Genomic DNA, 21,558 nt, shown 5'->3' with positions numbered 1-21,558 from the left:
CTTGATTTCATAAATTATTAGCTATACTAATATTTAGATAAGCTAACACTAGCCAAAGAATTATAGTGTTTATCGTCTGAGTGAGTTACATCTCGTTGCAGTGAGGGGCTACAGGCGAAGACGTAACTTATGCGAGGGTTGCCTTGAAGAAGAATTCAAAAGTAAGAATTCAGGAGTCAGAATCAATGTTTGTTGGGGATTCAGACCCCAACCAATTGTAGACACCGTGCAGACGATAGCGCACCCTTCGGGATGCTTCGCTTAGAGCGACGTAGGAGCGTCTGGGGTTTTAAACCCGTTTATTCAGACGCTCATGGACTCGCTAACGCTGCGCTATCCACCAGTTGCACAGAATTCAATTCTGAATTTTGGCGACTGACACATGTATTCTGTTTGATAACAAGTCTTTCTAAAAATACAGGATGCATCAGAGGAGTTGCTTGTTTTATCTGAAATCGTAGTGCATCAATTGCTGTTTTTTATAATTTCTCAGAAATCAGTCTCAATCAACTTTGTCTACCAGCATCTATAAACCCGCATTTCTCACAAGTTTGAAATGCAGAGGGGCAGAGGGGCAGAGGGGCAGAGGAGCAGAGGGGAAAGACTTACTGCAAATTTCTCCCCTGCACCCCTGCCTCCCCTGCTCAAGGTTTTGAGAGATTTGGTGAGAAATCCGGGATAAAGACGAGTGGAGACTAAGCAGCAAAATTGGTAAGTAAGAAAAATAGGAGATAGAGAAAAAATAATACTCCTAATTCTTCATTATTGGCTGTTTTGTACTTATTTTTAGCACAGGAAAAACATGAAAAACACTCAAGTAACAATAAACGAACCCATTAGCGAAACAGCTTGCAAATCTAACCAGAAAAAACTCACTTGCACAAAACCACCACAACCAGGTTCAACTCAAGGAAATTGCCCTTTTGATGGAGCGATGGTTTCTGTCGGAGCTATTACTGATGCTGTTCATTTAGTACATGGTGCTGTTTCTTGTACTCACAATCCTTGGGCAACTCATGGCAGCCTATCATCAGGCTCACAATTATACCAAACTGCTTTTACTACTGACTTTAGTGAGGGTAATATCGTTTTTGGTGGAGAAAAGAAACTGTACAAAGCGATTGTGGATGTTGCTCAAAGCTATCATCCTGCCGCTATTTTTGTTTATGCTACTTGTCTGTCTGCTTTAATTGGTGATGATATTGATAGTGTTTGCCAACTTGCTACACAACAAGTTAATATCCCAGTTATCTATGTAAATGCGCCTGGATTTCTTGGTAGTAAAAATTTAGGAAATCGCATTGGTAACGAAACTTTATTGAATGCTGTGATTGGTACAGCCGAACCGGAATTTACTACACCATTCGATATTAATATTGTTGGTGACTATAATGTTGCAGGTGAAACGTGGAATATCTTACCATTATTCCAAAAAATGGGAATTCGCGTTCTTTCTAAAATTACAGGTGATGCTCGTTATCAAGAAGTTTGCTATGCTCATCGCGCCAAATTAAATGTAGTGCTTTGCTCAAATGTAGCTATACAAATGGCGCAAACTATGGCAGAACGCTATGGAATTTCTTATATTGAAGAATCGTTTTATGGTGCGACTAACTTAAACGATTGCTTGCGGAATGTTGCGACCAAATTAAGTATATCCTTGGGAGATAATCTTATTTCCTCTGAACTGCAAGAACGTACAGAAAAGTTAATTGCTCAAGAAAATGCTGCTCTAGATATTGCTTTAGCTCCTTACCTTGCTGATTTAAAAGGTAAGCGGATTATTCTTTCTACTGGTGGTGTGAAAAGTTGGTCGCTTATTTTAGCAGCCCAAGATTTGGGAATGGAAGTTATTGCAGCTACAGATGGCAAAACAACAGAAGAGGAGAAAGCTAAAATTAAACAATATCTTGGTGCAGATGCAATGCTTTTGTCTGACACAACTCCCCAGGCATTATTAAAGGTATTGCACCAAACAAAAGCTGATGTGTTGATTACTGGGGCTGGCAATAAATATACAGCACTCAAAACGGGAATTCCTTTTTTAGACATTAACCATGAACGTCACCATGCTTACGCTGGTTATGCAGGTTTGGTAGTACTAGCACGCGAACTGCATGAAGCCTTGTATAGTCCTATATGGAAGCAAATTAGCAAACCTGCTCCTTGGGATGAAAAAATCAGCTATCAGCTATAAGTCAATACGGTTTAGTTAAGGCTTAACTCTTTGTCAAATTCAATTTTTTCACGAACCGCAAAGGACGCATTCGCGCAGCGTCTCGTCAGAGAAGAACGCAAAGGAGGAGGAGGAAGAAATACTTAACTGAACTGTATTAAGCTATAAGTGCAACTTTCTTGTGCCAAGTTGATGTAATTGATCGTCTTCCACTACACTTTTAAGGTGTAGTAGAAGATGCTTGTTTTCCAAATATCTGCTTTGTTGTACAAAGAGAAGCGACTTGTTTACCGAGCAATCCAACGGCTTACTGCTGGCAATTGTGCAGAGAACCAGAGCGCACCTAAAATAATCAGACTACCACAGACAATCAAGGCATTAGTCGCACCAAAATTATCTGCCAAAGTCCCCGCTAACAAATTCCCAAAGGGCATTGTACCCACCATTGCTAGGGCGTAAAAACTCATTACCCGTCCGCGCTTATCCTCGGTAACTAGGGTTTGAATAATCATATTACTACTGGTAATGTTGAGGATAGAAAAGCAGCCTACAAATACCAGAATGATTATAGATAGCCAAACTTGACGCGAGAGTGAAAAGAATATCAAACTCATTCCAATCAAAACTTGAGCGACTACAATCAAACGCTCTAAGCCTACAATCCCTCGTCTGACACTTAGATACAAACAAGCAAACAACGAGCCAATCGGTGCTGAAGTGCTGAGGTGAGCCATTGTAGTTGCGTTTCCATTGAGAATCTTTGCTGCAAAAACAGGCATCAGCGCAACATGAGACATCCCGACGAAACCATGTAACGCTAGCATTAATAAAATTACTCTAATCGGCTGGAATTTCGAGACATATTCAAAGCCCTCCCGCAATTTCTCCAAAGTATCGCTAATGCCCGTAAGGGGTTGCATCTGTCTGGCTGGCAGCCGCATCGCTAGCAAGGTAAATATGGCAGGAATATAGCTGAGGGTATCGTAAAGAAAACAATATTTTACCCCTAGTGTAGCAATCAAAATCCCGCCCATAGCAGGCCCCACGACAAGAGAGGAACTTAACATTACTGAATTCAAGGCGATCGCATTACTCCAATCGGCGCGATCGTCTACGGTTTCGGTGACGATTGTATGGCGCACGGGCATATCTAATCCCTTGAGCAAACCATTGAAAGCACTCAGTACCAAGAGGATAGGAAAGGTAATCCAATTGGTAAAGGTGAGAATCGTTAAAGCCAGGGAAACGCTAATTCCTAATATCTGCACCACCATTAACAAGTCACGACGACTCCAGCGATCGGACAATATGCCCGAAAAGGGAATCAGTAATAAGGTAGGTAAAAATTGTACAAACCCCGCAACTCCCAACAACCAAGGCGATTGAGTCAAATCGTATACCAGCCAAGGAATAGTTAACTGCTGGGTCATAAATGTTCCAGACATTGATAGTAACTGTCCCCCGAAAAATAGGCGAAAGTTACGCCAGCGCAAGGCGGGTAAATAGTGGTAAGTGATATTACTGATGCTTTCCCCTAGTTGTCTATGCCAAATTTTCATGAGGAAAATTTTATCATGATTTACTAATAATTAGATTAACTAAGAATATCAGATAATCGCGTATTTGACTGCTATCTGTCTGAGCTAAGGCTTTTGCGCATTGACATCGAATCACTATAGAAGAGGATTGGTCTGTAAAAACGTAGGAAATTACTATTTAGCAACAATATACTACGATAAATCTATCGGAATAGTGTATGATAATTTCAGTTATGCTCCCAGCATGGGAATGTTGCTAGCAGATATTGGGTAGCGGCAATTCTCAAGGAAATAGGCGAGTGTGAACACCTCCCGATAGATCAAACTCTGGAGAATCCTAATGGGCTACAAACATATAGAAGTTAAACAGGTAGCTGGTTTCATCGGTGCTGAAATCGGCGGCGTAGACCTTTCCCGTCCTCTTTCTGACGAGCAAGTTCAAGAAATCCGTAAAGCGTTATTGAAATGGAAAGTTGTGTTCTTTCGTGGTCAGAACATCGATCACGCTGCTCAGGTTGAGTTCACATCTCGTTTCGGTGAAGTAACTTTCGCGCATCCACTTGGAGAGCCTGAACCAGTACCGGGATTTCCCCAGATCAAACCCGTAGACCGTAAGCTTTATGAGCAGCAGTATGGTTTTCGCACTGGCGGCCCTTGGCACACAGATGTAACGGCGGCGATTAACCCACCAGCAGCGTCAATTTTACGCGCAGTTAATGTCCCTAGTTTCGGTGGTGACACCCAGTGGAGTAATCTTGTGGCAGCTTATGAGGGACTCTCAGCACCCCTGCGATCGCTAGCTGATACATTAAAAGCGGAACATCGCTTCAATGGAGGCGGTTATCAACCCCGCAACAACAAATTCGACGAGCGCATTGCTGTCAATCCCCTAGTTTCTATTCACCCAGTCGTCAGAGTTCATCCTGAGACTGGTGAGCGTGCCTTATTCGTCAATCCTGGCTTCGTCTCCCGCATTGTTGATGTGTCACCAGAAGAGAGCAGACTGTTGCTAGAGTTGTTCTTTAACCAAGTCACCAAACCTGCTTATACCACCCGTTTCCGTTGGAACAACGGTGATATCGCCTTCTGGGACAACCGCGCCACCGTGCATTTGGCTCCTCAAGATTTGGATCATTTGGATGTCGAACGTCTCCTCTACCGCACCACCATCACAGGCGATGTTCCAGTAGGGGTTGATGGTTCCCGTTCACAAGTGGTTCAAGGTGAGGTGTTCAACGCGGAAGTACCAAGCGTCTTCAAGCAGAAAGCTGAGTCTAAGGAAGCACAACCAGTCCTTTCGTAAAGCTGAGTTATAAGTCGTGAGTGCTGAGTAAATTAAAAAGTACTCAGTACTTATGAACGCAGACATTAACCCCTTGTTGCTCTACAAGGGTAACTTTTGCATGACCAGTTGATCGTATGTTTATAGGCTCACTTCCCCAATTTTTCTCTTTCTGGATCACCCTGAATTCTATTTTTCTTCTGCCTAAAGTGACACAAGCTGTTTACGGACGCGATCGCTTCCGTTATGGATGGAAGAAACAAGTCAAATCCTCTTCACTTCTGCCTTCTGCCTCCTGCCTTGTTTATTAGGAGAGGGCTAAATCCCAGACTGTACACGCCACAAGCTGGCATAAATTCTATCAAGCGCGATTAATTCTTTGTGTGTACCCTGCTCTAAAATTTGACCATGTTCCATTACATATATGCAATGACTATGGCGAATTGTCGAAAGTCGGTGAGCGATCGCGATCGTTGTCCGATTCACTGTAATCTTTTCTAAAGAACGTTGAATAGCTGCTTCGGTTTCATTATCTACCGCAGATGTCGCCTCATCCAAAATCAGAATTGGCGGATTTTTTAAAACCGCTCTAGCTATGGCGATACGTTGGCGTTGTCCCCCAGATAACTTTTGTCCGCGTTCCCCAACTATTGTTTCATAACCTTGGGGCAGCCGCATAATAAAATCATGTGCTTCAGCAATTTTCGCCGCGTTAATAATAGCTGTATCAGGAGCATCAAAAGTACCGTAGGCAATATTTTCTGCTACCGTACCGTGAAATAAAAACACATCTTGACTAACTAAGCCTATACTGCGACGTAAATCATATAAATTCAACTTTTGAATGTCAATTCCATCAATTGTAATTGAGCCGCTAGAAACATCATAAAAGCGCAATAATAATTTTACTAAAGTACTTTTACCAGAACCTGTCGAGCCAACAATTGCAATCGTTTTTCCCGCAGGAATATGTAAAGATAAGTCTTTAATGATTGGTTCACTATTACGATAAGCAAAAGTAACATTTTTAAAATCAACTTCACCCTGCACATTCTCTACAACTAAAGGCACATCACCTGTGGTAATTTGAATAGGCGTATCTAACAAATCCATCACACGCTTAGTTGATGCCATTGCTCGTTGATATCTATCAAAAGTTTCTCCTAAAAATACCAACGGCCACAATAACCTTTGTACAAGAACTAGTAAAACACTGTAATTGCCTATAGATATTTTTCCTGAATATGCTGCCATACCTCCTAAAAATAATAAAGCCGTAAATCCTACTAAAACTAACATTCTAATTAAAGGAATGAAAGCAGATGAAAGTTTAATTGCTTTAGCATTACTTGCTCTATAAGCCTCACTTTCTTGTGCTAATCTTACACTTTCATACTTTTCTGAAGTGAAACTTTTAATTGTAGTGATGCCACTAATATTATTTGCTAAACGTGAATTAAGAAAACTAATTTTTTCTCTGACATCAGCATAACGAGGTTCAAGACGTTTTTGATATATTAAGGAACCCCAAAGAATAAAGGGTATAGGTAACATTGCTGCTATAATAATGTTAGTAGGTAAAATAAAAAAAGCACCAACAACTAAAATTATCAACGAAGTTGTCACCTGGATGATTTCATTGGCTCCCCCATTTAAAAAATCCTCCAGTTGGTTGATATCATCACTGAGAATAGACATCAAGCTGCCTGTACTACTGTCTTCAAAATAAGCTGACTCTAATTGTTGTAAGTGATTGTAAGCATTTAAACGTAAACTATGTTGAATATCTTGGGCTACGTTACGCCAAAGTCTATCATAAGCATATTGAGAAAGGGATTCAAATATCCAAACAATAACAGTTAATAGTGAAAGTAGAGCAAATTGCCATACTACTGCTTTAATGCCGAATTTAGCAATAAAAGAATTTTGTTGTTGAACTAATATATCTACAGCAACACCAATTAACCAAGGCGGTGCTAAATCTAAGATTGTATTAATTACAGAGTAAGTGAAAGCTTGATAAATTTGTCTTTGAGATTTTTTTCCGTAGTTAAGTAACCGTTGAAGAGGAGAATGTTTATTCGATGAAAATTTTGCTGTCATTTGCTTAAGATGCTTAAGTGCTCTTGATGTTGAATAGTCTCTAGTCTCATCATCTTCAAACCGCTAGCGGGAGGAAAATTTGCACCTTGCGCTTGAGGTCGCTCTGGTTTATTATTGCTAAGTGCTAACTGATACCGTGAAAGGATAGTTGCCAGTACTAGTTTCATTTCAAATAGAGCTAAAGCTTCGCCAGGACAACGACGAGCGCCACCGCCAAAGGGTAAAAATTCGTAGGGAGAGTACTGTCGTTCCAAAAAACGTTCTGGCAAAAATTCCTGTGGTTGCGGATATAAATCTTGATTTTGATGTGTCAAATAAATACAGCCGATGATAATTGTTCCTGGATTTAACTTATAGCCCATAATTTCTATCGGTGATTCTATGATTCTGGGAAAAGTTACTACTTGAGTCGGATAAATCCGCAAGACTTCATTGCAAACAGCATTGAGGTAAGGGAGTTCAAAAATTTTCATGGGATCTTTTGAGTTACCAAGGCTGGCGATTTCTTCTAGCAATCGCTCACGGATGACTGGGAGACGATGAATCCAATACAATGACCAAGTAATTGCAGTAGCTGAAGCATCTCGACCACCAAACAGTAATGAAGGAAACAAATCCCGTATTTCTTCATTTGTCATTAACTCGCCTGTTTCATTACGGGCAAATATTAACTCGGAGAGGACATCGATACCAGACGAATTTGGTTGTTGGCGGCGATCGCTAATTTCAGCATAAAGCAACTCGTCAAATTGTTGCCATAGGTAAAGAAAGTAACCCCACGGACTCCATCTACCCAAATCTCGTTGTAAAAATGGAAAAGATAAAGATAGACCAACAAAACTAGACCTGGCATACTTCATTAAAGTAGAAAGTACTTGTCTGAGTTTTTCGTAACGCTCTCCCTCACGTAAGCCAAACAAAGTATCTAAGATTACCTCTAGAGTAATCTTTTGCATAGTTGGGTAAGCTAAGAAAGATTTGCCAACTGGCAACTGCTCCATAACTTTTTCTGTTAACTCACAAATGCGCTCTCCGTAGGTTCGTATCCGATTACCGTGAAAAGCAGGCATCAGTAGCTTGCGCCGATGTCTGTGGCGTAAACCATCTAATAGAAGTAATCCGTTGTTTCCCACCAATGGAGCCACATCTTGGTTCAATTCTCCAGAGGCTATAATCTCCGTTGTATTGGTAAAAATCTGCTTCATTCCCTGCGGATTGCTAACATACACTATCGGCGTAGAATCCGACACGATCGCGAAAATTTCACCATAACGTTTGTAAAAATTATCCATACAACCAAGGGGATCGGCGGCAAATTGCATTCTCAGCAACCAACCGGGAATATTCGAGGTTTGAGGTAGTTTCATGATATTTATAAGCAATAATTTAGTGATGCCAAGCAACTTTTGATTTTCGAGCTGCTGGATGATTTTCCTAAACAGAGCCAGAAACAAAATGTTGTGGTTGACTTTGGTGTTGATTTATTTGACGCATCACCATCTTGAGACCACTGGCTGGGTAACACATTAGACCATCAAAATTTGCTTGCTCTGGTCGTCTGTTGACTAGTGCTAATTGATAGTGTGAAAAAATAGTTGCTAATATTAACTTCATTTCAAATACAGCTAATGCCGCCCCGATACAGCTGCGAGTGCCACCACCAAAGGGCATAAATTCATAAGGAGAATATTGCCGCTCTAAAAAACGCTCTGGTTTAAATTGCTGTGGTTGTGGGTATAAATCTTGATTTTGGTGGAGTAGATAAATACAGCCCATGAGTATTGTCCCTGGACTCAACTCATAACCCATTACCTCAGTTGGTGATTCTACTCTGCGGGGAAATGCGAATAATTGAGTTGGATAAATTCGCAAAGCTTCATTACAAACAGCGTTGAGATAGGGGAGTTGAACTATGTTAGTTGGGTTGGGGGACTCACCAAGACTCTTAAGTTCTCTCAGCAATTGTTCGCAAACTTCTGGTAAACTATGAGTCCAGTACAACAACCAAGCGATCGCCACAGCTGAAGCATCCTGAGCGGCTAACAGTGGCGAAAGCAACAAGTCGCGCACTTCTTCATCCCCTATAAGTTCACCCGTTTCGTCACGGGCAAATATGAGTTCGGATAGAATATCAGTGCGAGAAGAGTCTGCTCGTTCGCGGCGTTCTTTAACTTCGGCGTAGAGTAGTTGGTAAATTTCTTCTTTTAGCTGGAGAAGGTATCCCCACGGACTCCAAGAGCCTAAGTCTTGTAACAAAAACGGAAGAGCAAAGCCCATTTGCATCATTGGCGATCGCATATGTTCAAATAGGGCAGGAAGTAATTGCTTGAGTCGTTCGTAACGCTCTCCCTCACGTAAACCCAACACAATTTCTATGCTTATCTGCAATGTAACAGCTTCGATGGTAGGGTAGGCTAAGAAAGGTTTACCAATGGTCAGCTGATTCATGACTCTCTGAGTCATCTCGCAAATCTGCTGTCCGTATGCTTGTATCCTAGCACCGTGAAAAGCTGGCATGATTAGCTTACGTCGATTTTTGTGGCGCACTCCATCAAGTTGAAGTAATCCCTGCTTCCCTGTAATCAAAGCCATATCTTGGTTCAATTCACCAGGAGCTGTAATATCTTTTGTATTGCTAAAAATCTGCTTAATTCCCTGTGGATTGCCAACGAAGACTATAGGTGTAGAACCGAAAAGGATAGTGAAAATATCCCCATAGTCTTGAGCTATCTTATCGAGATAGTTCAGAGGATCTTTTGTAATTTTATAGTCAGACCAGAGAGGAATTTTTTTGATTTCAGGTATTTTCATTATTGTAATTAACCTAATTAATATACATTTACATCAAAACTTTTTGAGCATGAGCAAGACAATTTTTTAATTGATTTGCTAGCTCTTGGACATAGGGTTCAGTGAACATAGAGAAATGATTACCTGGCACTTCAACTGTTTTGATGGGTTGACTAGAACATTTGCCCCAACCTAACAGGGGGTCATCAGTATAGAATTCTGAACTGTCAAAATCGTGATTAATGATTTCGCTAGCTATAAATAAAGTAATCTCATGAGGATAAACTTGTGGAACATAGTTTCGCATAGCTTGAATGTGAGCTTTAAATAGTTTAAAACCACTTATATATTGTTCCATCTCCGTATTACTCAATTCGAGGTTTATTTTTTTAAATAACAGATGAAATTGCTCATCTACTGGCAAATTTCTCAATTCTTCGTAAGAAACAGAAAAATCAACATTAAACCAGCTTTTTACAGACTCAGCTAGACGAAGTAAGAATTTAGCATCATCATCTTTTGTCGGTTGAATAACTGTTTCTGGCAATATAGCGTCAATTACCACAAGCAAATCAACAGTTTCACCTTGCCTTTGTAATTGTTGTGCTATTTCAAAGGCAATGACACCGCCATAACACCAACCCCCCAAAAGGTAAGGGCCTTTTGGCTGTACAGTACGAATTTCTTTGAGGTAGTTAGTGGCTGTGGCTTCTACTGAAATAACTGCAAAATCGAGTTGTTCGGGAGTCTGTTCTAAAGCATAAAATGGTTGTTCTTTCCCTAGCTTTTTTACCACAATGGGATAATTATTAACATCCCCTCCGGCTGCATGAATGCAGAAGAAAGGACGCAAAGAACCAGAAGGCTGAATTGCTACCAAAGGAGAACCAGAACCCAAACTAACTGGCTGGCTAACAATCTTTGCTAGTTTTTCAATTGTTGTATTTTCAAAAAGAGTAGATAGAGGTAGATTGTGACCAAAACGCTCATAAATTTTAGCCATTAAGCGCACGGCTAAAAAAGAATGTCCACCTAAATCAAAAAAGTTATCGGTTACTCCTATAGGACTAATATTGAGAAGATTTGACCAGATTTTTTCTAATGCTAATTCTGTAAAATTTCGAGGAGCAATGAAGGATTTAGTAGAATGGAAACGAATTACATCATCATTTAGCAGTGAGTTTTTGTCTACTTTTCCATTTGGTGTTAGTGGTATTGTATCTACTACCACGAAAGCAGCAGGAATCATAAAACTCGGCAATTTCTGCTGCAAGTATTGTATTATTTGTGGAATTAAATCTTCTTGTTTAGTGACTATATAAGCAACCAAATATTGCTCGTCTTGAGCATCTTGACGAGATATAACAACAGCATCTTGCACAGATGTATGTTGCGTAATTGTTGAAGTAATTTCTCCCAACTCTACCCGAAAACCACGAATTTTGATTTGGTCATCATAGCGACCTAAATATTCCAACTGACCATTGTTGAGAAAGCGCACTAAGTCACCAGTTTTGTAAAGCTTATTCCCTGGAACAAAAGGGTTATCAATAAATCGTTCGTCAGTTAGTTCTTTACGATGTAAATAACCCTTTGCTAATCCATATCCACCAATACATAATTCTCCAACTACCCCGATGGGAACAATATGCAAATAACGGTTTAAGACGTAAACTTGTGTATTGTCTATGGGATAACCAATAGGAACATTTGTAGACTTTTCAGTTAACAAACTTGTATCGTAAAAAGTTACGTTAGCAGAGACTTCAGAGGAACCATAAAGGTTAATTAGTTTTGCATTTGGGAGTAACTTTTGAAAATTTTGCGCTAAATCAACACTAAGAGCTTCTCCACTACAAATCCAAAGTCGGAGATGGGACAAATTTTGAGTGAGATGGCTGTAAGAATCTAAGAGTATTCGCAGCAGTGAGGGAACAAGCACCAAGCGCGAAACTTTGTGACGAGTGAGATTTTCTAAGAAAAGTTGGGGGTCTTTAGCGATCGCATCAGGGATAATAACGGTAGGAATCCCCCGCAATAAGGGGGCAAAAATTTCCCATACCGAATCTACAAAACTAATAGCTGTTTTCTGACAACAAATTTCATCGGTTGTAAAAGGATAGGTTTTCCACAACCAATGTAAGCCATTAACTGTACCTCTATGTGTACCGAGAACACCTTTAGGCGTTCCGGTGGAACCAGAGGTGTAAATTACATAAGCAATATCGTTTTCTGAAGATTTGCTGACGGGATTTTCTGGACTTTCTTTCTGGATAGTATCCCACTCTGTATCAAGAGCGATCGCTGTTATTTTGTCTAAGCGATTAATTAATGATGTATTACTAATTACTAATGAAACTTGGGAATCAGCAAGCATAAACTGAAGACGCTCAACCGGGTAATTAGGATCAAGGGGTAGATAAGCACCACCAGCTTTGAAAATAGCTAGAATTGCCACTACCATATCAATCGAGCGTTCTAGACAAATACCAACAATAGTTTCACTGGTAATTCCTAAATTGATTAAATAATGAGTAAGCTGATTTACTTTTTGATTGAGTTGTTGATAAGTTAGCTGTTCTGACTGGTCAATTAGTGCCAAAATATTGGGCGATCGCTTGGCTTGCTGTTCAAATAATTGGTGCAAAGATACATCACCAGGATAATCTGCGCGGGTATTATTCCACTCTCCTAATAATTGTTTTTGCTCTTGAGCAGTTAGTAGCTGCAATTCAGAAATATTTTGATTAGGGTTACTAACAATGCTTTCTAATAAAGTATGGAAATTATCAATCAATCTTTTGATTGTTAAAGAATCAAATAAATCTGTATTGTATTCCCAAAATCCAGTTAATTCTTGTTCAAATTCAGAAATAGACACAGAAATATCAAACTCAGATGTACCACCATCAATTTCCAAAGCACGCAAGTTTAAACCAGAAACCTCTTTAACAGGCGTGGGTGCATTTTGTAGAATAAACATCACCTGAAACAAAGGATTACGGCTTAAGTCGCGTTCGGGTTGTAATGCTTCTACTAACTTCTCGAAGGGCAAATCTTGATGTGCATAAGCATTAAGAGTTACTTCTCGGACTCGACTTAAAAATTCTCGAAAGCTGGGATTACCACCTAGATTGTTACGCAGTACCAAATTATTAACGAATAAACCAATTAACCCTTCTAATTCAGCTCGATTGCGGTTTGCAATTGAAGAACCTACTAAAATATCTTCTTGGTCTGTGTAACGGTAAAGTAATGTATTAAAAGCTGCCAGCAGAGTCATAAATAAGGTGCATCCTTCTTGCTGGCTGAACTTATTGAGTGCTTGAGTCAATTGTTTGGAAAACGTAAAATATTGTTTTGCACCTTTAAAAGTAGCAACAGCAGGACGTGGACGATCCGTAGGCAACTGTAGTACTGGTAGCTTACCTCCTAATTGTTGCTTCCAGTAATTAAGTTGGGTTTCGAGTAGTTTACCTTGCAGGCGATCGCGCTGCCAAATAGCAAAGTCTCCATACTGGATGGGAAGTTCGGGTAGAGGGGAAGGTTTACCTGCACAAAAAGCAGCGTACAACTTTGCCAGTTCTTGTGCAAATACACCCATAGACCATCCATCTGTGACAATGTGATGTATAGTCAAAAGCAAAACGTGTTCTTCTTCGCTCAAGCGTAGCAAAGTAGCTCTTACTAACAAATCTTTAGCTAAATCAAAGGGCTTTTTAGCCTCTGTATTTGCTATTTTTGTAACTTCTACTTCCCAATTTGTCCCAAATAAATGTTCAATATTTATAATATTTAAATTGCCATTGACTTGGGATGATATTACTTGTAATGGTTGTTCATCTACCGTAATAAAGTTTGTTCGCCAAGCTTCGTGACGGTGAATAATTTCGTTAAGACTTTGCTGAAGTGCTGTGACATTTAAAAAACCTTTTAAATGTAAAGCACTAGAAATATTGTAAAAAGAACTACCGTAATAAAGTTGGTCAATAAACCACAGTCTCTGCTGAGAAAAAGACAAAAGTACAGGTTCAGAGCTTTGACGTTGAGGAATAGTCTCAGCTTTAAATTTTCCTCCTTTTAATTTTTCTAAAAGAGCCTTTTTAGTAGTTGATAAATTAGAATATTGCTTGTCCATAATTAAAGATGTACTGATAATTAAAACATGAGTTAGGAGTCAGATGTCAAACAGGCTTTTATTTCGTTTATAAACTTCAATCCCCAATAAAAATTTGCCCAGTTAACTTTATAAAAACTCTGCGTACCTTTGCGCCAATCTCCGCGCACCTATCCTGCGGGTTTTGCGTTATACCCATTCACTAAAATTCTGATACAGATCCAAACCCAGAAACCCTTGTCAAGTCAGGATTTATCAATTGCGAATTGGTATTAGCGGTATGCGTTTAAAAAAGTAAAGAAACAATCAACCCTGAATAGTATTCAAAAAAGCTTCAGCTTCTTCTTCAGATAATTCAGCAATTTTTTCAATCATAAATGCCTCAATCATTTCTGCTTGCTTGGCGACAGTCAAAGCTTGCAGTAAAAGTTCACGTAGTGGTAATTCCATAGGAAAATTCACTTGTAGACGAGAAGCTAATTGAGTAGCAATTAAAGAATCTCCTCCTAAATCAAAGAAATTATCATAAATACCGACTTGCTCAATTCCCAAAACTTCTTGCCAAATCTGGGCAATTCTTTGTTCCAATTCGTTAGTTGGCGCAACGTAAGAATTACCGAGTTTGGGTCGGGAATATTGTGAGTATAAGTCTTTTACTTCTGTATCTTGCGGATGCGCTATAGAATCAAAAGTTTGATTTCTTTCATCTGTTAATAAAGATGGCAATTTGGCTTCAATCCAATAACGCTGACGTTCAAAAGGGTAAGTAGGCAAAGGAATGCGATAACACTGTTCTTGCTGATATAATTGCGACCAATCTATTTCTATACCTGCCAGCCAAAGGCGACCTAATGTATTTAATAAAAAAGCAATATCTGATTGTTGTTCTTGAGGATGACGTAAGGATGTGAGTACCAATTTATTTGTATCCGGTGCTAAATGTTGTTTAGTTAATGTGCTTAATGTTCGTCCTGGGCCAATTTCTAAAAAAATTCCTTCTGACTGTTTCAATAACTCAGATATCCCAGCAGAAAATCTCACACAAGAGCGTAGATGCTGGCTCCAATAATTTGAATTTGTGGCTTGATCATTTCTAATCCAAGTGCCAGTAAGGTTGGAGATAAAAGGAATTTGAGGCGATTTTAAGCGAACTTTTTTGACTTGCTCTTGAAACGATGCTAAAACAGGTTCCATCATCTGAGAATGAAAGGCATGAGATGTATGCAAAAGGCGACAATCTATATCTTTAGAGCCTAAGTAGGTTTGTAGTGCTTCTATAGCCTCTGTTCTTCCCGACACTACGCAAGTAGATGGACTGTTAATGGCAGCAACAGAGAGTTCCTTACCCAAAAATTGTTGTACATCTTTTTCTGGTAGTGGTACAGCAAGCATACTTCCAGCAGGTAATAACTGCATCATTGCACCCCTGGCTGTGACTATAGCTAAAGCATCTTCCAAAGAGAAAACGCCTGCTAAAGTTGCGGCTACATATTCACCGATGCTATGACCAATCATAGCAGTGGGGCGCACTCCCCATTGCATCCATAACTTGGCGATCGCATATTCAATCACGAATAGTGCAGGTTGAGCGAGTGCTGTTTGTTGCAGTTGCGCTGGGGCTGTTGCTATTTGTTGTTTGCTGGGATAAATTAGCTGACGTAAATCAAGCCCCAAGTGAGGTTTGAGAATATCCGCACATATATCCACTTGTTGACGAAAGATTGGCTCAACCTCGTAGAGTTCCCGCGCCATATTTACATATTGCACGCCTTGTCCAGAAAACATCAAGATGACTGGACGGTTGCTAGGTTTTTGGTAATAGTTAAAAACTCGTTGCGGATCTAGGGTAATCAAAGCCTTTAATGCATCATCAAAATCATGGCAAACCACCATCCGGCGATGTTCAAAAGTCTGCCGCCCGATGTTGAGTGTATAAGCAACATCAGCCAAGTTAAGTTCGGGATGCTCTTTTAAATGGTTAACAAGATTAGCTGTCACCTGCTCAAGAGCATTCTCAGTTTTAGCCGATAAACACAACAACTGATATGCTCTCCCCTGCACTCCTGCACCCTCCGAAGTTCCGATGCCTTCGGCGGGCTTCGCCAACGGAGGAAGCCTCCGCTCGGACTTCTCTCTGTACCCCTGCTCTGTTACAGGTGCTTCTTCTAAAATCACATGAGCGTTAGTTCCTCCTATACCAAAGGAACTAACTCCAGCACGGCGAGGGACACCGTTAGTTTTCCATTCTGATAGTGTGGTATTAACATAAAACGGACTGTTGGCAAAATCTATCTGGGGATTGGGACGAGCAAAGTTTAAGCTGGGGGGTATTTGCTTGTATTTTAGAGCTTGAACAGTTTTGATTAAGCCAGTTACACCTGCTGCTGTATTTAGGTGTCCAACATTAGTTTTTACAGAACCAATTGCACAGAAATTCTTTTTATCAGTGCTGCAAGCAAAAGCTTGTGTCAGAGCGGCAATTTCAATTGGATCTCCCAAGGAAGTGCCAGTACCATGAGTTTCGACATAAGAAATAGTTTCGGGAGCGACTCCAGCTAAAGCCATTGCTTCCGAAATTACTGCTGTTTGTCCATCCACACTTGGAGCTGTGTAACCAACTTTTAAAGAGCCATCATTGTTAATTGCCGAACCTTTAATAACTGCATGAATATAATCGCGATCGCTAATAGCATCCTCTAGTCGCTTCAGTACTACCACACCCAAACCATTACCAAAAACAGTCCCCCCAGCGTTGGTATCAAAGGCTCGACAGTGTCCATCTGGTGAAACAATTCCCCCTTGTTCATAGTAATAACCAGTTATTTGTGGCACTGTAATTGAAACACCACCTGCTAAAGCAATATCACTTTCGCCATTGAGCAAACTTTGACAAGCAAAATGAACAGCCACTAAGGATGTAGAACAGGTTGTTTGAACATTAACGCTTGGGCCCCTCAAGTTTAATTTGTAAGAAATTTGAGTTGGTAAGTGGTCTTTATCATTGCCAATAAAAATTTTGAATGTTTCTGCTGGTTTCAATAAATCCCAATGGGCATAGAAATTAGAAAATATATTTGTTAGTAAGTAAGAACTGAGAGCGGTACCAGCAAAAAGACCAATTTGACCGGGATAAGTTTCGGAATTATACCCAGCATTTTCTAAAGCTTCCCAAACACATTCCATAAAAAGGCGATGTTGGGGATCTGTAATTTCTGCCTCTTGAGGAGTAAAACCAAAAAAAGCAGCATCAAATAATTCTATATCTTTCATTACACCGCCAGCTTTAACATAGTTGGGGTCATTTAATACAGTAGGGTTTATTCCTGCTGTGTTCAATTCTTCATCACTAAAAAAAGAAATTGACTCTACACCATTTTGCAAATTTTGCCAAAAGCTATCAACATCTTTCGCACCAGGAAAACGGCAGGCCATACCAACAATAGCTATTTCATCCTGTCCAGAGGAGCTATTTAAATCATGCAAAATATCCATCAATCTATACCTTATCAAATCTGTTAAATTTATTCCTGGTGTTTAGTAGAAGGCAGAAGAAGCAGAGGAGGCAGGGGAGCAGGGTGAGAAATAATTAATTCACCAGTCCCCAATCCCCAGTTCAAGATATAGAAATTTCCGATGCAATCTGTATTTGGTCGTTCAAAACTGCATCAATATCATTTTCAGTTGTTAACGGGTTAGCGAGGACTGCACGCAAAGCAATAATCGGAATTTCTTTACCCGTGCAGTTAGTCGTTTTTGTTGTTCGCGAAATAAAAGTACGACCAGCTTGACGCTGTAATTTTTGCAGAGTTTGGTTAAATTCACTAATGAGTAAATTATCAATTTCTGTCAAATTTTTTTGAGCAACAATTTCTCGAAATTGCTCAGGAATATAGCGATATATAACTAAGTTAGTATCAGGCTCTGCGAGCAATTCAAACTCAGGCATTGCAGAAATACGATTAGCAAGATACTGAGTTTTTCTAATTCCCTCGTCAATCAAAAATTCATATCCCTGAGTCCCGATGAGATTCAGTCCTGCGTGTAAGAATAAAGCCATACCTGGTCGAGAACCTTCCAAAGCACGTTTGCCCAAATCGAATGATCCCTTACGCATGGTATAGCTAGCTTGCTTTTCAATCGCCTGTGCGGTGTACGGTTCGCGCATGAAAACCATACCAATACCCATTGGCAGATAAAGTTGTTTGTGTCCGTCAATGGTGACTGAATCAGCCAGTTCGATACCTGCAAGCTTGTAGCGATGTTGTCTGGAAAAAACTAACGGCCCGCCCCAAGCAGCATCTACATGAAAATGAACATTAGCTTCATGTGCTATTTCTGCAATATCTAAGAGCGAATCTACCCCACCAGAATCTGTAGTGCCAGCAATACCAGCGATCGCAATAATACACAAGTTTTGTTCTTGACATTCTGTCACAGCCTGGCGTAGAGATCGCAAATTGACTCGATTGTTACTGTCAGTGGGAACTTTAATTAAACTCCGAAGACCCATACCTAATAAGTCTGCGGCTTTATCAAAAGAATAGTGCATCAATTCCGAGCCAATAATTACGGCTCCTTTGTAACCGTAAAAATTGAGTGCTGCTGTTAAGCCTTCCTTTTCTACACCAGAAAAACCATCCTTAGCTCCCAAAGCCGCATTGCGAGCGCACCAAAGTGCAGCAATATTTGCTGTAGTACCACCAGATACCAATATTCCCAACGTACTTTGACTATTTTGAATATGTTGCTCGTAAAAGCGATCAGAAAAATTGTAAATTTGACGGTGCATCATCGCCAAAGCCTGACGTTCATAAAAGCTGAGAGCTTTAGCAGTCTCAATTTTAACGGCGTTTTGATTCATTGCCGTCATCAGTTTGGCAATGGGTATCACAAAATTAGGGAGTGCCGAGGTCATGTGACCAATAAACCTTGGCGAAGATGTGTGTATTGAATGGTCAATAACATTATCGCTTAAATATTCAATATACTTTTCAAAATCAGCAGGATTTTCAGGTATTTCACTGTCAAAGAACTGATTTTTTAAAAAATTTAAATCAATATCAGTATTAGCATTATTTGCGCTTAAAAAAGAATTACATAAATTATCAACCAACTCATCTATATTTTTTTCTACAGATGTCGATTGGCTAGATGGATTAAACAATTGCATTATTTCTTTCTCAATCCCGTAATGCAATATTTGCTCGCTATCAACAAAATAATTTAGCTTGGAAATTTCTTGTTGGCTTAATGTCATGTGATTTTTATCCAAAATATTTTTGCTTTCTCTGTGGCTCTCAAAAATTCGTTTTTACTCATTAAATAGAATTTTTAATATAAAAATTCTACCCTTTTGGTTTAGCTGTTCTGTACCTTTGTCTAACTTCTTTACGACGCTGTATTGATGCTGTTCTGGTTTCAAATTGGCGAACATTTTGTCCTAAAGATATTTGTGCGCTTTCCCCTTGATTGAAAACCTTTGTTAAGTGACTAATAGTTGGATATCGAAACATTTCAACTAAAGAAAAGTCGTGTTGAAATTTTTGTTGTAACTTGTGATGAACTTGAATCAATATTAGTGAATGACCACCAAGTTCAAAGAAATTATCATGTAGACCTATTTCTTGAATATGAAGCACCTCACGCCAAATATCAGTAATGGCTTGTTCTATGTCGGTTTGAGGAAGCTGTAATTTTTGGTCTAGTTCGGGACGTGCGCCCTCCAGCATCGGAAGTTCTTGGTAGTTAACCTTGCCATTAGGCAGTAATGGTAAAGCTTCTAACATTACGAAAGCTGTTGGTACCATGTATTCGGGAAGCTTCTCTTTTAGCAGGCGATGCAACTCGGTAATAGTGATGATTTGCTCGGCTTGAGAAACAACATAAGCTACTAACTGCTGTTGACTGTGTTCATCTGTTTTAGCCACGACTACAGTTTCCTGCACTCCTTGGTGTTGTCTTAACACCGCTTCAATCTCTCCTAGTTCAATGCGGAAGCCACGTAGCTTAACTTGATAATCAACTCGCCCCAAGAATTCTAAGTTACCATCAGCTCGATAACGTACTAAGTCTCCTGTTTTGTACAAACGCTTTGGTTTATCCTCCAGAATTGAAATAGTGCTGAGTAAGGGGTGCTGAGTATAGTTTTCTCCCTCTGCTCCCCTGCTCCTCTGCTCCTTTGCTTTCCCTACCTTCTCACACGGACTTGAGATAAACCTCTGTGCTGTCAAATCTGGTTGATTGAGATAGCCTCTTGCCAATCCTGCACCGCTAACATACAGCTCTCCAGGTACGCCAACAGGAACAAGCTGTAGGTTACTATCCATTACATAAACTTGTGTGTTGTTAATAGGACGACCGATCGCAACACGCAAAGTCTCATCTTCAGTACCCATCTCATAGCAAGTAACGTCAGCAGATACTTCTGAAGAACCATAAAGATTTAAGAGGATGCTATTAGGCATAGTCTGCCGAAACTTCTGCGAAAGTTCTAAAGATAGAGCTTCTCCACTAGTTACCCAAAACTTCAATTGGGGTAGTCGCTTTTGCAAGTCGCTGTCAATCTCTAATAGTACGCGCAGCAATGAAGGAACAAGTACCAACCTCGTAACGTGATTGTTGGCCAGTGTTTCCACAAACTGTTGTAGATTTTTGACAACATCATCGGGTACAATTACCGTTTTTACTCCTTGCAGTAAAGTCCCAAAAATTTCCCAAACTGAGTCTACAAAATTTAAGGATGTTTTCTGACAACAAACTTCTCCCTCTGTAAATGGGTAAGTCTGCCACATCCAGTAAAAACGATTGACAGCACCTCGATGAAGTCCGAGAACTCCTTTAGGTTTGCCAGTAGAACCAGAGGTGTAGATGACGTAAGCAAGATTGTCGGCTGTTATATGACTAAAGGGATTCTCTAGGCTTTCTTGGGCAATGGTGTCCCAGTCTGTATCTAGGCAAACTAACTGTGCTTTATGTTCGGGAAGTCTTTTAATTAACTGTTGCCGAGTTAATATCACTGGAACAGCTGCATCAGATAACATGAAAGCTAATCGCTGTTGTGGATAAGCAGGGTCAAGCGGCAAATATGCTGCACCAGCCTTGAGAATTCCTAAAAGCCCCACTATCATCTCAAGGGAAGGTTCTACACAGATGCCTATAGGCATTTCTGGCTTCACATCCAGCTTTTGCAAATAATGCGCCAGTTGATTGGCACGCTGATTCAGTTGTGCGTAGGTCAAATTTTGGTCTGCAAACACTACAGCTACAGCATCGGGTGTACGCTCTACTTGCGCTTCAAATAGTTGATGAATACACTGTTGTGGATACTCAGTTTGGGTTTGATTCCAGCGTGCAAACTGCACCTTTTCAGCCTCAGTAAGCAGTGGTAACTCCCAAAGTCGCTGCTGGGGATTAGCAACTATTCCAGACAACAGTGTTTGCAAATGCCCTGCCATCCGTTCAATAGTATCAGCTTCAAACAAGTCGGTATTGTACTCAAAAGTCGCTTTTAGTCCTGAATTTACCTCTTCTACAAACAAAGTCAAATCAAACT

Annotated in this window: 10 protein-coding genes and 1 pseudogene; 2 read left to right on the top strand and 9 right to left on the bottom strand. The window is 40.1% G+C overall.

All coding sequences use genetic code 11. The features are described from left to right. Nucleotides 1-802 precede the first annotated feature (802 nt). The gene (gene nifE / locus RMZ43_RS16395; RefSeq protein ID WP_322655285.1) at nucleotides 803-2,197 is read left to right on the top strand and encodes a nitrogenase iron-molybdenum cofactor biosynthesis protein NifE; all 1,395 of its coding nucleotides are present in this window, start codon (nucleotides 803-805) and stop codon (nucleotides 2,195-2,197) included. A 266-nt stretch (nucleotides 2,198-2,463) separates the two neighbouring features. Here nifE and RMZ43_RS16390 read toward each other — a convergent pair whose 3' ends face one another. Further along, nucleotides 2,464-3,735: an MFS transporter gene (locus RMZ43_RS16390; RefSeq protein ID WP_322655284.1), complete on the bottom strand. Its 1,272-nt coding sequence runs from the start codon at nucleotides 3,733-3,735 to the stop codon at nucleotides 2,464-2,466. A gap of 319 nt (nucleotides 3,736-4,054) precedes the next feature. Between RMZ43_RS16390 and RMZ43_RS16385 the strand changes: the two genes are divergently transcribed. Continuing rightward, the gene (locus RMZ43_RS16385; RefSeq protein ID WP_322655283.1) at nucleotides 4,055-5,017 is read left to right on the top strand and encodes a TauD/TfdA dioxygenase family protein; all 963 of its coding nucleotides are present in this window, start codon (nucleotides 4,055-4,057) and stop codon (nucleotides 5,015-5,017) included. Between the two features lie 297 nt (nucleotides 5,018-5,314). Here the strand turns inward: RMZ43_RS16385 and RMZ43_RS16380 are convergent, their stop codons facing one another. From RMZ43_RS16380 to RMZ43_RS16345, 8 genes and pseudogenes are all read right to left on the bottom strand, one after another. Beyond that, a complete protein-coding gene (locus RMZ43_RS16380) occupies nucleotides 5,315-7,099 on the bottom strand; it encodes an ABC transporter ATP-binding protein (protein ID WP_322655282.1) in 1,785 nt (594 codons plus the stop codon). Further along, nucleotides 7,096-8,466 (bottom strand): cytochrome P450, encoded by a 1,371-nt coding sequence (locus tag RMZ43_RS16375; protein ID WP_322655281.1) that lies wholly within the window; start codon nucleotides 8,464-8,466, stop codon nucleotides 7,096-7,098. Before RMZ43_RS16375 ends, RMZ43_RS16380 begins: the two co-directional genes overlap by 4 nt. A gap of 67 nt (nucleotides 8,467-8,533) precedes the next feature. Next, nucleotides 8,534-9,910 (bottom strand): cytochrome P450, encoded by a 1,377-nt coding sequence (locus tag RMZ43_RS16370; protein ID WP_322655280.1) that lies wholly within the window; start codon nucleotides 9,908-9,910, stop codon nucleotides 8,534-8,536. Nucleotides 9,911-9,938: 28 nt separating this feature from the next. Next, complete coding sequence (locus RMZ43_RS16365; protein WP_322655279.1) at nucleotides 9,939-14,027, bottom strand: non-ribosomal peptide synthetase; 4,089 nt, start codon at nucleotides 14,025-14,027, stop codon at nucleotides 9,939-9,941. Nucleotides 14,028-14,312: 285 nt separating this feature from the next. Beyond that, complete coding sequence (locus RMZ43_RS16360; RefSeq protein WP_428850749.1) at nucleotides 14,313-14,594, bottom strand: phosphopantetheine-binding protein; 282 nt, start codon at nucleotides 14,592-14,594, stop codon at nucleotides 14,313-14,315. A gap of 138 nt (nucleotides 14,595-14,732) precedes the next feature. Further along, nucleotides 14,733-17,498, bottom strand: a pseudogene (locus tag RMZ43_RS16355) (type I polyketide synthase); the annotation flags it as partial. A gap of 121 nt (nucleotides 17,499-17,619) precedes the next feature. Next, the gene (gene panP / locus RMZ43_RS16350; protein WP_322655278.1) at nucleotides 17,620-19,263 is read right to left on the bottom strand and encodes a pyridoxal-dependent aspartate 1-decarboxylase PanP; all 1,644 of its coding nucleotides are present in this window, start codon (nucleotides 19,261-19,263) and stop codon (nucleotides 17,620-17,622) included. Nucleotides 19,264-19,351: 88 nt separating this feature from the next. Beyond that, nucleotides 19,352-21,558 (bottom strand): non-ribosomal peptide synthetase (locus tag RMZ43_RS16345; RefSeq protein WP_428850741.1); only part of this gene is annotated, 2,207 nt, incomplete at its 5' end.

Origin of the sequence: Nostoc sp. CmiVER01 (assembly GCF_034531135.2) — a bacterium.
GTDB lineage: Bacteria > Cyanobacteriota > Cyanobacteriia > Cyanobacteriales > Nostocaceae > Nostoc.
Note: the sequence above shows the minus strand (reverse complement) of the source record. Positions and strands in the feature narration are given on the sequence as shown.